Source organism: Vibrio sp. YMD68, from assembly GCF_029958905.1.
GTDB lineage: Bacteria > Pseudomonadota > Gammaproteobacteria > Enterobacterales > Vibrionaceae > Vibrio.
Window position 1 is genome coordinate 1,400,161 of the sequence record NZ_CP124614.1, and the last position, 13,047, is coordinate 1,413,207.

10 protein-coding genes are annotated in these 13,047 nt (G+C 42.8%); 3 read left to right on the top strand and 7 right to left on the bottom strand.

Annotation, left to right across the window (positions count from 1 at the left end; all coding sequences use genetic code 11):
- Positions 1 to 169 precede the first annotated feature (169 nt).
- Together QF117_RS12615 and QF117_RS12620 are read right to left on the bottom strand one after the other, a co-directional pair.
- The gene (locus QF117_RS12615) at positions 170 to 1,360 is read right to left on the bottom strand and encodes an amino acid aminotransferase (RefSeq protein WP_282389243.1); all 1,191 of its coding nucleotides are present in this window, start codon (positions 1,358 to 1,360) and stop codon (positions 170 to 172) included.
- 220 nt (positions 1,361 to 1,580) lie between these two features.
- The gene (locus tag QF117_RS12620) at positions 1,581 to 3,029 is read right to left on the bottom strand and encodes an HD domain-containing phosphohydrolase (RefSeq protein WP_282389244.1); all 1,449 of its coding nucleotides are present in this window, start codon (positions 3,027 to 3,029) and stop codon (positions 1,581 to 1,583) included.
- Between the two features lie 307 nt (positions 3,030 to 3,336).
- Here QF117_RS12620 and QF117_RS12625 point away from each other — a divergent pair, with 307 nt between their 5' ends.
- Positions 3,337 to 4,434 carry a GGDEF domain-containing protein gene (locus QF117_RS12625; RefSeq protein WP_282389245.1) on the top strand — a complete coding sequence of 366 codons (1,098 nt, stop codon included), beginning with the start codon at positions 3,337 to 3,339 and terminating at the stop codon, positions 4,432 to 4,434.
- Positions 4,435 to 4,521: 87 nt separating this feature from the next.
- Here the strand turns inward: QF117_RS12625 and asnS are convergent, their stop codons facing one another.
- On the bottom strand, positions 4,522 to 5,922 hold the full coding sequence (asnS, locus tag QF117_RS12630) for an asparagine--tRNA ligase (RefSeq protein WP_282389246.1): 1,401 nt from the start codon (positions 5,920 to 5,922) through the stop codon (positions 4,522 to 4,524).
- 204 nt (positions 5,923 to 6,126) lie between these two features.
- The gene (locus QF117_RS12635) at positions 6,127 to 7,746 is read right to left on the bottom strand and encodes a methyl-accepting chemotaxis protein (protein ID WP_282389247.1); all 1,620 of its coding nucleotides are present in this window, start codon (positions 7,744 to 7,746) and stop codon (positions 6,127 to 6,129) included.
- Positions 7,747 to 8,097: 351 nt separating this feature from the next.
- Between QF117_RS12635 and queD the strand changes: the two genes are divergently transcribed.
- Both queD and QF117_RS12645 read left to right on the top strand, forming a co-directional pair.
- Positions 8,098 to 8,463 carry a 6-carboxytetrahydropterin synthase QueD gene (queD, locus tag QF117_RS12640; protein ID WP_282389248.1) on the top strand — a complete coding sequence of 122 codons (366 nt, stop codon included), beginning with the start codon at positions 8,098 to 8,100 and terminating at the stop codon, positions 8,461 to 8,463.
- 143 nt (positions 8,464 to 8,606) lie between these two features.
- Positions 8,607 to 9,281 (top strand): hypothetical protein, encoded by a 675-nt coding sequence (locus QF117_RS12645; RefSeq protein WP_282389249.1) that lies wholly within the window; start codon positions 8,607 to 8,609, stop codon positions 9,279 to 9,281.
- A gap of 80 nt (positions 9,282 to 9,361) precedes the next feature.
- Here the strand turns inward: QF117_RS12645 and QF117_RS12650 are convergent, their stop codons facing one another.
- The 3 genes from QF117_RS12650 to QF117_RS12660 all read right to left on the bottom strand — a co-directional run bounded on the left by QF117_RS12650 (position 9,362) and on the right by QF117_RS12660 (position 13,023).
- On the bottom strand, positions 9,362 to 10,723 hold the full coding sequence (locus QF117_RS12650; RefSeq protein WP_282389250.1) for an L-serine ammonia-lyase: 1,362 nt from the start codon (positions 10,721 to 10,723) through the stop codon (positions 9,362 to 9,364).
- Positions 10,724 to 10,801: 78 nt separating this feature from the next.
- Positions 10,802 to 12,055: an aromatic amino acid transport family protein gene (locus QF117_RS12655; protein WP_282389251.1), complete on the bottom strand. Its 1,254-nt coding sequence runs from the start codon at positions 12,053 to 12,055 to the stop codon at positions 10,802 to 10,804.
- 314 nt (positions 12,056 to 12,369) lie between these two features.
- Complete coding sequence (locus tag QF117_RS12660) at positions 12,370 to 13,023, bottom strand: CoA pyrophosphatase (RefSeq protein WP_282389473.1); 654 nt, start codon at positions 13,021 to 13,023, stop codon at positions 12,370 to 12,372.
- Positions 13,024 to 13,047: the final 24 nt, after the last annotated feature.

Below are 13,047 nucleotides of genomic sequence, written 5' to 3' on the forward strand. Positions count from 1 at the left end.
CATCATTAAGTGTCCCAGAGACGAAATTCCAGATATAAAAAGAGCCAGCAATTATGCTGACTCTTTTTTGTATCGGCCTACTCTTTGTATCGGCCTTACTCATTGATAAATCAATAGTGATGGCTTTTATGCGGTATAAGTCATTGTTACTGCGAACAATAAAGCAACATTAAAGAACGGCTGCAATACCTTTACAAAGTGGTCCCATGTTAGATTTTGTCATCCCCGCAACGCTGATGCGGCCAGATCCAACAATATAGATCGCAAACTCATCTTTTAGGCGCGTCACTTGCTCTTTAGATAGACCAGAGAACGAGAACATACCATTTTGGCGCTCGATAAAGCTAAAGTCTGCATTCACGCCTTCTGCTTTTAATGTTGCTACAAATAATTCACGCATCTCTTGGATACGATCACGCATTTCGGCAACTTCTTGCTCCCATTCAGCACGAAGTTCAGTGTTATTCAGAATGTGAGTAACAACGGCACTACCATGAGCAGGTGGGTTTGAGTAAATAGAACGAATGATGGCTTTTACTTGAGAAAATGCGGTTTCAGAGACGTCTGCAGATTCAGAAACCAAAGTGAAAGCACCAACACGTTCATTGTATAAACCGAAGTTCTTAGAAAATGAGCTCGCAACGAGAATTTCGTTGTTGTATTTAGCGAAAGTACGGAGACCAATCGCATCGTCTTCAACGCCTTTAGCAAAACCTTGGTAAGCAAAATCGAACATCGGAAGCAAACCTTTGTCTGCGACCAGTTTAGCCAATACTTCCCACTCTTGTTCTGTTGGGTCAATACCCGTTGGGTTATGGCAGCATCCATGAAGCAGAACTACATCACCTGCAGACGCTGTGTTAAGATCTGCAACCATACCTGCAAAATCTTTGTCTTTGGTTTCAGCGTTGTAGTAACCGTATTGAGCCGTTTCAATGCCCGCCGCCGCGAAAACACCATTGTGGTTTGCCCAAGTAGGGTTACTGATCCAAATTTTCACATCACCGAGTTGACGTTTGATGAATTCACCAGCAACGCGAAGTGCGCCTGTACCGCCTGGTGCTTGTGCCGTTTTTGCTCTTTTTTGAGCGACAATGTCTGAATCAGCACCGAAAAGCAGTTTTTGAACAGCTAGACCGTACTCGGCAGTGCCTTCAATGGTCAGGTAAGATTTAGTTTTCTCATTTTCAAGCAGCGCTGCTTCCGCTTTTTTTACCGTGGCAAGAACCGGAGTTTCACCAGCTTCATTTTTGTAAATGCCAACGCCAAGGTTAATCTTTTCAGAGCGTGTATCTTTCTTAAACTCTTCTGTCAGGCCAAGGATAGGGTCAGCGGGAGCTGCGAGAACTTTTTCAAACATAATCTTCATCCGTGTTAGGTTAGGGTGGTATTCATTACTCCTTTATTTATACCTTTGTGCGCCTTTTGAAACAACCGAAACAAAACAGAAAATGACAAAAAAATGCGATAGTCATAATTTTGTTGCTGGAATCGCTATTTGCATTAGAACCCACCCATAGTTTTAGCCCTTTTTGGTGACCAAATGTCCCTAAATTTGTATTCGGCACGCAGCTCTATGTCTAATCTTGATGATCACGAGCGATCTGAATGAACTGCTCTTCAATGGCGATGAATGCATCTACAACAGAAGGGTCAAAGTGCAGCCCTTTACCTTCAATAATGATCGAGCGGGCTTCCTCATGGCTAAAGGCGGGTTTGTATACTCGTTTAGAGATTAAGGCGTCATACACATCGGCTAATGCCATCAGTCTTCCGGAAAGAGGAATGTCTTCCCCTTTTAATTGGTTAGGGTAACCGCTGCCGTTCCACTTTTCATGATGGGTGAGGGAAATCTCTTTTGCCAGTATCAAGAAGGATGTCGTGCCCAGTTGTTCCTCTGCCATAGAGAGAGCTTGCGCCCCAATTTCTGGATGCTGCTTCATTATTTCAAATTCGTCTTCGGTTAATTTACCCGGCTTAAGTAGGACATTATCTGGAACCCCCACTTTTCCTACATCGTGCAGCGGCGCGGATTTATACAGAAGCTCAATGTAGTCAGGGGAGAGCAGCGGCTGGTAACGTTTGTCGTGGCTCAATTCTGTCGCCAGTGCTTTAACATATTCTTGTGTGCGCATGATATGTGCACCGGTTTCATTGTCGCGAGATTCCGCGAGAGCCGACAAACTCATGATGGCAACATCTCGAGTCACTTTAACTTCATCTTGGGAAGATTGAAGACTATCAAGCATTTGGTTGGTTAAGAAAGCCATCGATCCCAGTTCATTATGCTCGAAAACAGGAAGACGAGTATTTATGTTTCCCTGGGTCACTTCAATGAGAGAGCACTCTTGGCTTAATAAGATTTTCTTCATCAATTTTGTCCATAGGTACAAAATTGCTCCTGCATAGCCCCCTAAGACGAGAGAAATATAGACAAACTCTTTGATAACACTTAACTGGCCAGAACCATCTAACAAGCGGTCCGGTCTATGTTGTAGCCAGAAAATATCTTTTAATGCAACCATGGCTAACATCGTAGTGAGAGTAATGAGCAATAAAGCCATCATCATGATCATTTGCTTGACCATCGACTCACGTTGACCCGCTAATACTTCGCTCTCATTACTATTATCTTGCCATAATTCAAAGTGCGCTATTTTTGAGTGGAGTTGCAAAATCATGCCAGTAAAAAAACCAAACAGCGTCATACCGAAGAGAACTTTAAGGTTACTTTCTATTGGAAAGTCGTAGCTGAAGTTATAAAACAGCGCGAGTGGAATACTGAAAATAAAGAACAGTAGAGGTTCAAATTGGGTTACATTTTGTGTTGCCCAAGAGTTATGGCTTATTGATAGTCGATGACGAACAAACCACATCGCAGTAAAAGTAATCCCGACATGAATCAGTATTTCGTTCGCTGTTAATGTCTCTAGCATTGGGCAGACTCGTCCACCGTAGATACCAAAGATGACACCAGCAAGAATGTACATTTTGAGAGTCAGTGAAACATTGTACCGATAGTTTGTCATAGCCTAGCCTAGTTACCTTATTTTTGGTCTATTTGTTAGTTTAATCGTTTAAACCAATTCTGCCTTTAAGTAGACCGAGTAAGTAGTAAAACGCTTTCAATTTTGCTTATCATTATCATCATCCCATTGAACAGCGAGTGCTGTTATCGCTAGCATGGAGAACGGTGACATTGAGGATAGAGCGTCACACATAGTAAATTGTGACATGTTAGAGGGTGCTGTACTGTAATTACTGTTATTGTTATTATCAGTATTCATTTTTCTGTTGTTGAATGCCCATTTACCGATTGTAAAGGAAATAGCATTAGTGTCTCTAAAAACACATAATTTTGTTGCTGAAAAGCTTGTAGAAGTGGTGGAAGATAAACATCGTCGGCAAAGGATGATGGTGAATGCGCTAACGGTTTTGGGCTTATGCTTTCTTACTCTTTTTAGCTTGTTTAATTTTAACAATCAAAACATTACTCTTGCCAGTATTTTAGCTTTTTTTTCTGTTGCCGGCCTAGTGAACATTTATGTTATGAGCCGTTGGAGAAATATAGGTTTGATCGTCTTGACGACGATTATCTATTCACTTTCAACAATATTGGTCGTTTCTGGGGGCTATCAAAATACAGGTTCTCTTTGGGTTTATCCGCTAGCTGCTATCAGTATTTTCATTAATCATTTTCGCCAAGGGCTGATTTTAAATACTTTTTTTATTGGGGTGTTAACCTTATTGATCGTTAATGATTGGCTCATTGCTGACTATAACGATGTGATGAAAATTCGTTTTGTTATCACTCTATCTGCACTGAGTGGTATGTGTCATATTTTGATCTATTTTCAAAATAAAGCCGATGATTACATATTGAAAATGCATGAAGAAGGTATCCATAACTTAGCCTATTTTGATGGATTAACTCAATTGGCCAACCGAGCCACTTTTCGTTCTATCTTAGGCCGCACCATGCAAAGAATATCGACTCAGCGTTCTGCCTTAATATACATTGATCTCGATAACTTTAAGCAGATCAACGATGATTATGGGCACGATGCCGGAGACAGTGTGCTCGTTGACTTTGGTTACCATCTAAAGAGGATCGCTGGCGATAGAATAGGGGATGGATTAAGCCAGTATGATGTGGCGAGGTTAGGTGGTGATGAGTTTGCGATTTTTGTTAAACAGGCACCACGTGGAGAAAATAACGTTGTTGCGCTAGCGGATGATGTAATTGATCTGTTTTCAAATGATCGACTAGAAAGCCTTAGAGGGCTGAAACACTCAATGTCTGCAAGCATTGGCGTCGTATTTACCTCAGAAGAACAATCGAATTTATACGATAGTTTAAGATTGGCTGATCAAGCCATGTACGAAGCGAAAAAGGCGAGAAAAGGTCAGGTGAGGATCATTGACTCAGAATAAACAATAATAAATAGCCGAATGGACGTTGTAATAAAAAAGCCGGACATCAAATATTGATGTCCGGCTTTTAAAGTTCTAACCAATGGTTTAGAAGTTTGCAGAGCGTGGTGTACGTGGGAATGGAATCACGTCACGAACGTTGCCCATACCTGTTACGTAAGATACTAGACGCTCGAAACCAAGACCGAAACCAGCGTGTGGCACTGTGCCGTATTTACGTAGGTCGCGGTACCAGCTCATGTGCTCAGGGTCGATACCCATAGCAATCATACGCTCGTCTAGAATGTCTAGACGCTCTTCACGTTGTGCACCACCGATGATTTCACCGATGCCTGGTGCAAGTACGTCCATTGCTGCCACTGTTTTGCCGTCGTCGTTTAAGCGCATGTAGAAAGCCTTGATGTCTTTCGGGTAGTTCTTAACGATAACAGGCGCTTTGAAGTGTTCTTCAGCTAGGTAACGCTCATGCTCAGAAGACATGTCGATGCCCCACTCAACGTCAAACTCAAATTTCTTACCAGAGTCTAGTAGGATTTGGATGGCGTCAGTGTAGTCAACTTGTGCGAAATCAGCCTCTACGAATTGCTCTAGGCGAGTGATCGCTTGCTTGTCGATGCGAGAAGCGAAGAACTCAAGGTCGTCACGGCGCTCTTCAAGAACAGCAGCGAAAACGTACTTAAGCATGTCTTCAGCCAGTTTCGCTACATCGTCAAGGTCTGCAAACGCAACTTCAGGCTCCACCATCCAGAACTCAGCTAGGTGGCGGCTTGTGTTTGAGTTTTCAGCACGGAACGTAGGACCGAATGTGTAAACTTTGCTTAGTGCACAAGCGTAAGCTTCAGCATTAAGTTGGCCAGATACGGTTAGGAAAGTTTCTTTACCGAAGAAATCTTCGTTGAAATCAACTTTGCCTTCGTCAGTGCGAGGTAGGTTTTCCATGTCTAGCGTAGATACGCGGAACATTTCACCTGCGCCTTCAGCATCAGAAGCAGTGATAAGTGGAGCCGAAGTCCAGAAGAAACCTTGCTCGTGGTAGAAACGGTGAATCGCTTGCGATAGACAGTTACGTACACGTGCTACTGCGCCAATCACGTTTGTACGTGGACGTAGGTGAGCAACTTCACGAAGGTATTCGATAGAGTGACGTGTCTTAGCCATAGGGTAAGTGTCAGCATCTTCAACCCAGCCAACAACTTTAACGTCAGTTGCTGCTAGTTCGAAATCTTGACCTTTTGCAGGAGACTCAACAATCTTGCCAGTTACTTCAACAGAGCAGCCAGTTGTTAGCTTTAGTACTTCGTTTTCGTAATTATTAAGATTATTAGGGACCACGGCCTGAATCGGGTCGAAACAAGAGCCGTCATAAATGGCAAGGAAAGAGATTCCAGCTTTGGAATCACGACGTGAACGGATCCAGCCGCGAACAGTGACTTCACTGTCTACCGCTAGCTTGCCGCCAAGTACGTCTGTTACAGGCGCGTAAGTCATGTTGGTTTCATTCTCCATTGAGGGATAAATCACCCAGTGCCGCTGATCGCTTGCTCTCTTAGGTCAACTCGTTTGTCAACAAAGATAAAGAAGCAAAACTTACAGCACTGGGGCAGTTAAAACATTGTAATCGATAGGACATATTACCTGTCATATCGAGAGCTTCAACCTTTATTATCCTTCATCTGGCGAATATTTATCCATTCATGTGGATTTCTTGTCTGAAAGGGTGAATTGGTTTAATAAAGCTTCTAATCGGTCAGATAGTTGCTCAAGATTTATACTGATTTCACGCGTTTGTGTTGCGGAACTCGACGTGTCATCAGAGTGACGAGTGATGACGTCTATTTTCCCTAGTATATCTTGGTTAATTTGAGTGCTGACTTGGCTTTGTTGTTGAATACTGTCTGCGTGATTTAATGCTTGCTGCATTTCAGTAACCACTTCGTTCATTGCAGAAGATAAAGCATCAATAACGGTGGACCGTTGATGCGCCTGATCACAAACATTGTCGACAGAGAGTAGCGAACCTTCACTATTTGATTGAAGCTCAGAAATAATGCGCTCAATACTGTCCGTTGCTTCTGATGTTCGACTTGCAAGTTGTCTTACCTCATCGGCAACAACTGCAAACCCACGTCCTTGTTCTCCAGCCCTGGCCGCTTCTATTGCCGCATTGAGTGCCAGCAAATTGGTCTGGTCTGCAATTCCCTTAATCACGGCCAAAATATTAGAAACTTCATTGGTTTGGTTGTTAAGTTGCAGAATATTGTCTTTAACGTTCTCAATATCGCCGACAAGATCTTTAACACCCTCACTCGCTTGGTGTGCTTGGTGCGCACTGTCTTTAGCAATCGTGGTGGTATGTTTGATTAAAGATGACGCATCGACCGTCGCTTGTTCCACTTGATTTTGCTGAGTTTGCATTTGTTCAACATTAGCTTGAACATCGGCAGTTTCTCGTTGTTGGTTATTGGCAGCATGATCGGTGATTTTCGCAACATCAATTAGAGTCGCCGCCGATGCGGACAAGCTGTGGGAAGTCTCTTGCACTTTACTTAAGCTATCACTCACGGTAGACATGAACGAATTAATCGCATTCGAAAGGTCGCCAATTTCATCATTTTTTGTGTTATGCACGCGTTTTGAAAGATCTTTTGTTTGACTAACAGATTGCATGAATTGGGAAGTGCGTTGAATCGGGCGAACAATCGTTTTTCGTATGACAACAAGTGTGACGAGAAAACCAACAAAGGAAATCAGCGCTGTGATTCCTAAAGCAAAGATGGTTTGGCTGTTAATGAGTTTGTTCACGTTGGTTAAGTTGTACTCTAAACGAATAGCCCCCAGCACCTCACCTTCTGAGGTTAAATGGCAAGACACACAGTTAGTTCCGCGATAATTTTCGCTGGATTTCATCGGCAGGGCCACTACAATCCCATTCCCCCATTCGCCAGAATACGGTTCAATCACGGTTTCTCCGGCAAGCGCTCTGCGATCAATGTCATCGCTTGGTTTTTGGTTTTCCGTCCCATCCCCATACATTTTGCTGACTGCATCTGCGCGCAACACTTTGACGTTTTCAATACCTTCTTGAGCCATCGCTTTCTCTCTCAAGGTCTCTTTTTGAGCCATTGTGCCCGTGATCATCATCATATTCAGGCTATCGAAATAGTTGCTCGCTTTTTCATGCAGTTGTTCACTAAGAACGGAGTTGATCAGGTTACGCTGCTGGATGTATTGATAACCAGTAGACACCGATAATACCAGTGTAGAGACCGAGATTAAGGTCACGAGTAGTTTGAAGCTGACGGATATTTTCATAATGTTATTTTTATAGTTTTGTAACAGACGTCTCTAATATACCTTGTTTGAAGTAAGGTTAATATGATGGATGTATTGTTGATGTGATATGTAGCATAAGGTTTCATTGTAAATGTGATGTTAGCGCTTTGTGGTCTCGCTGTTTTACATGTGATACATTTCCAAATGCTAAATGCTAAATGCTAAATGCTAAATGCTAAATGCTAAGTACCAAGTTTAAGTGCTAAGGGTAGCGTTAACACCGAGTGCTCGAAGGGCTAAGTTAAGTGATATAATTTCTCTCAACTAAACGTTGTCACAACGTGGGTTATTTCTTACTATTGCGCGTCGTTAAAAACCTAGAGAATAAAAATGAAAGCTGAATTGTACAAAGAGTTTATGTTTGAAGCTGCACACCATCTGCCACATGTACCGGAAGGGCATAAGTGTGGACGTCTTCATGGTCACTCTTTTTTAGTTCGTCTTTTTGTTGAAGGTGAAGTCGATCCTCACACTGGTTGGGTGATCGATTTTTCAGAGATTAAAGAAGCGTTTAAGCCGATTTATGATCGCCTTGATCACTACTATTTAAATGATATTCAGGGGCTAGAAAATCCCACTAGTGAAGTTTTAGCTAAGTGGATTTGGCTAGAATTGAAACCAAGTCTTCCACTGCTGAGTAAAGTTGAAATTAAAGAAACGTGTACAGCAGGCTGTATTTATGTTGGTGAAGATTAAGCATTAACAATCAGTTATAAAAAAGCGAAGCGAGTCTTCGCTTTTTTTTCACCCGAGTAATCGTGTTAACATCGAACTGGTACTGCGGTTCGATTTAGTCACGGGTGAAGGTATTAAGGTGAAGCCCAAGGGGAAATGGTTTTATGATGTTACGACTCTCAATTATTGTTCAATCCGTACTAGCCATAGCGATTCTATATTTAGGTTTTGCTATTCATGGTTTTACCGAAAAAGTCGGTGAGGTTGTCGATAAATACCCGCAGATGGTCACAGATATTAGTGATATCACCGATAAACTCGAAATAAAAGAATGGTTGCTGTTTACAGAACATGTTGAAGCTATTGTTCCACAAATTTTGGTTGCGGTTAACGATGTGAATAAGACGCTGGTGGAAGTAAACCAGACGGTGGATTCTGTTGACAAGAAAATTCCTGCTATCGTGTCAGAATTTACAGCGTATCGCGAGAACACTATCCCCGCCGCGCTTGCTGAGATGAGACATTATCGTGTTGATGTCGTTCCAACCACAGTCAATGAACTCGAAAAATACCGGGTCGATGTGATTCCTCCTGTACTATTGGAAAGTAAGGCGTACCGTTCAACGGTGATACCTAATGTCTTAATGGAATCCAATAACCTACGAAGTGATATCCCACCAATGCTCGCCAAAGCCGATGAGATTATTGACAAGACACAGCAAATAGCCGCAGAAGCGACACAAGGCGCAGTGAAAGGGGTGGTGTTATCACCAATCAACCTACTTCGAGGTGCTGGTGATGAGATCCGATCTAAGGTGTCTCTTGATTCTTTGGAATAATAAAAAGCCCAGGCTATTTGCTTGGGCTTCATCATCGAGAAGTGTAAAACTAGAAAGGTAAGCGTTAGAAAGGCAGGTTTCTAACAGACGACCTTGATAGCCAATCCACCTTGAGAGGTTTCACGGTATTTTGCGTTCATATCTTTACCCGTTTCCAGCATGGTCTCAATCACTTTATCCAGCGAAACGCGAGGAGCAGAAGAGCGACGTAAGGCCATACGAGTTGAGTTGATCGCCTTTACCGCGGCAATACCATTTCGCTCAATACATGGCACTTGAACTTGGCCTGCGACGGGGTCACAGGTTAAACCTAAGTTATGTTCCATCGCGATTTCTGCGGCCATACATACTTGCTCGGGGCTGCCACCCATAAGCTCTGCAAGGCCCGCCGCCGCCATAGAGCAAGCCACACCGACTTCACCTTGGCAACCGACTTCAGCACCAGAGATGGAAGCATTACGTTTGTACAAACCGCCGATAGCACCAGAGGCTGCAAAATAGCGCGTGTAGTCTTTTTCGGTCACGGTTTGAATGAACTTATCGTAGTAAGCGAGAACCGCTGGAATGATACCACAAGCGCCATTGGTCGGGGCTGTCACGACACGGCCACCAGCCGCATTTTCTTCATTAACGGCAAAGGCAAACATGTTTACCCAGTCAACCACTGCCATAGGATCGGTTGTGGTCTTTTCAGACGTCATTAATAATTGACGAAGTGCTGGCGCACGACGAGGCACACGCAGGGGACCAGGAAGAATGCCTTCGGTGCTCATCCCACGATCCATGCATTCGCGCATGGTTTTCCAAATGTTCGCGTAGTACGTACGAGATTCTTCATCAGAATGGAGTGATTTTTCGTTTTCCATGACTAATGTACTGATGGACAAACCACTCTCTTTACACTGCTCAATCAGTTGCTCAGCAGAGGTAAATTCGTACGGCACTTTAATTGGATTTTGGTCTTCTTTTCCAAAGTTCTCTTCATCAACGATGAAACCACCGCCAATAGAGTAATACGTTTTTGAGTAAGCAACGTCTTCATCGATCCAGGCGTGTATCTGCATGCCATTTTCGTGAAGAGATAAGTTTGAAGTATGGAAATTCATGCCGCCATCTTTTGGAAAAGAGACAGTATGGCAATGCATACCAACAGGCAGACGCTCAGTTTCTTCAACACGAGCGATAAAGCCTGGAATTGAATCGATATCGACTTTTTCAGGGGAATTTCCAGCAAGACCCATGATGATTGCGATATCGGTGTGGTGACCTTTCCCTGTCAGTGATAATGATCCATAAACGTCCACGGTGATTTTAGTGATGTCGCGCAATTTTCCCATTGAGCGTAAATCATCAATAAATTCTTTACCCGCTTTCATTGGCCCTACAGTGTGTGAGCTTGAAGGACCAACACCAATTTTATAGATGTCGAATACACTGATCATATTTGAAACCTCATTAGAAAAGGCTCCTGAGCTGGAGCCTAATTATAGTTATTATATCTAATCAAGACTAGATTCGGCTTAGAATATACCGTTTATAGCAGAAGTTACAGCAGCAAGACCACAAATCGCTGTGAAGATTTGAGCCGCTTTAGATGTTTTGTATTTTGCCATTGCTGGGACTTTGTTCATTGCAAAAATAGGCATTAGGAACAAGATAGCCGCGATCATTGGAGCACCCAGTTCTTCGATCATTCCTAAGATATCTGGGTTGATGATGGCAACAGCCCAAGTTGTCAGCACGATGAAGATAAGTGAACCTTTCTCGATCTTAGCTTCAGAAGCTTTAGTGCGAGATTTTGCAAGACCAACTAGACCTTCTTGAGCACCAAGGAAGTGACCGAAGTAGCTTGAAGTGATTGCAGCGAATGCTACAAAAGGACCCAAGATTGAGATGAATGGGGATTCATGAATGTTCGCTAGGTAAGACAGAACACTGATGTTCTCAGCTTGCGCTTGTGCAAGTTGCTCTGGTGATAGAGATAAAACCACAGAGAATACGAAGAACATGACAAAACCCATCAGCATCATTGCCGCACCGCCAGTAATGGCATCGGTTTTCTTAACCGCATTGTCACCGTGAGTCAGGCGTTGCTGTTTAGCAAATTGGCTGATGATAGGGCTGTGGTTGAATGAAAACACAATCATTGGAAGTGCTAGCCAAATCATCACTGGCATTGAGCTCCAGTCAGGGCTAACAGCGATCATTGAGGTGTTCCACTCAGGAATCAGGTAGAACGACAGTGCAAGCAGGATAGCAACCAGCGGGTAAACCAGAGCTGAAGTGACTTTCAGCATCAGTTCTTTACCAAACAAGATACCTGCTGTCATCATAGCAATCAGCGCGCCAGACAGTAGCCAACGTGGAATAGATTCCATGCCCATTTGATTAACCAAGAAAGAGTCAACGGTGTTCGTGATACCGACACCGTAAATAAGAACAATAGGATAAATCGCAAAAAAGTAAGCAAAAGTGATGAGATTTGCGCCAGTTTTACCAAAGTGTTCTTCAACAGTATCACTGATATCTGCATTCGGGTTTTTAGAAGATAGAACGAAACGAGCCAAAGATTTGTGCGCGAACCAAGTCATTGGGAACGCGATTAACGCAAGAATTGCAAGGGTCCAAAAACCACCTGCACCAGCGCGAATTGGAAGGAATAGTACGCCAGCACCGACAGCAGTACCGAAAAGTGAAAGACACCAAGTAAAATCTTTATAAGTCCACTTAGATGAAGTTTGTACAGCCGTAGCTGAAGAAGTTTGTGTAGTCATTAAAAGTACTCATTTTTGGGAACAGGAAATAAGTTGAGTGCATTGTGCATAGATTTGTTGCACAAATATTAGATCTAGATCATGTATTTGATTGGATTATAAACCTATCAATAAAAACAATGCTTAGGTCACGAAATTTACGTGCTACTCATTATTTAAATTGAAACCATGGATTAGTTTTATTAATGAATGGAATGACAGGGTTTACTATTTCATTGGTGTTGAAGGGTGCTTGGCAAACGTTTGCCTTCTGGTTGGGTAAATTAAACTAATTAAAAAATAGAAGGACGTACAAACAAAAATCGAGACGAAGATCAGTTGTTTATCATAATATGTTGCTGCATGGCCTGAATGATTTGAGCCGTCATCCCCCAAATGAAATGATGTTTATAGGGAAGGGCGAAAACACGGTGATGGTCTTTATTGACCATAAAAAGGTAGCTGTGAAGTTGCTTTTTATCGAGCATGTAGCTTACCGGCATTTCAAAAGCTTCATCCACTTCATTTGGATCAATCGACTTAGAATGGTTTGGGCTGATGAAAGCGAGCACCGGAGTGACAGAAAAATGGCTGACGGTGGTTAACTCTGGCATTTGGCCAAAAATTTCGATGTGCTCAGGGTCTATTCCCACCTCTTCCTGAGTTTCGCGAATCGCAGTGAATAATATTGATGGATCGCTTTCTTCGTATTTCCCTCCAGGAAAGCTGATTTGCCCTGGGTGGTGCTTTAAATGTTTGGCTCGTTTGGTGAGTACGACAGATAATCCGTGAGGCCTTTCGATAAACCCCACTAATACAGAAGCTTTTCTCAGTGGGCGTTGGGCCAAGGCAGACACGCGTTTAGTGGATTCCACGTGGTAATTGACCGGTTGCTGAAACTGAAATTTTTGAATTAGGTCATTTTTATTAAGCTCAAACAACGTATTTGCCTCGCAATTGGATTTGTAAAAGACCCACTTATGGATCATGCTTTTAACTGTGTTGTTTATCAT

Coding starts and splice junctions, on each gene's coding strand:
- QF117_RS12615 (WP_282389243.1), bottom strand. CDS start 1,360: ATGTTTGAAAAAGTTCTCGCAGCTCCCGCTGACCCTATCCTTGGCCTG.
- QF117_RS12620 (WP_282389244.1), bottom strand. CDS start 3,029: ATGACAAACTATCGGTACAATGTTTCACTGACTCTCAAAATGTACATT.
- asnS (WP_282389246.1), bottom strand. CDS start 5,922: ATGACTTACGCGCCTGTAACAGACGTACTTGGCGGCAAGCTAGCGGTA.
- QF117_RS12635 (WP_282389247.1), bottom strand. CDS start 7,746: ATGAAAATATCCGTCAGCTTCAAACTACTCGTGACCTTAATCTCGGTC.
- queD (WP_282389248.1), top strand. CDS start 8,098: ATGAAAGCTGAATTGTACAAAGAGTTTATGTTTGAAGCTGCACACCAT.
- QF117_RS12645 (WP_282389249.1), top strand. CDS start 8,607: ATGATGTTACGACTCTCAATTATTGTTCAATCCGTACTAGCCATAGCG.
- QF117_RS12650 (WP_282389250.1), bottom strand. CDS start 10,723: ATGATCAGTGTATTCGACATCTATAAAATTGGTGTTGGTCCTTCAAGC.
- QF117_RS12655 (WP_282389251.1), bottom strand. CDS start 12,055: ATGACTACACAAACTTCTTCAGCTACGGCTGTACAAACTTCATCTAAG.
- QF117_RS12660 (WP_282389473.1), bottom strand. CDS start 13,023: ATGATCCATAAGTGGGTCTTTTACAAATCCAATTGCGAGGCAAATACG.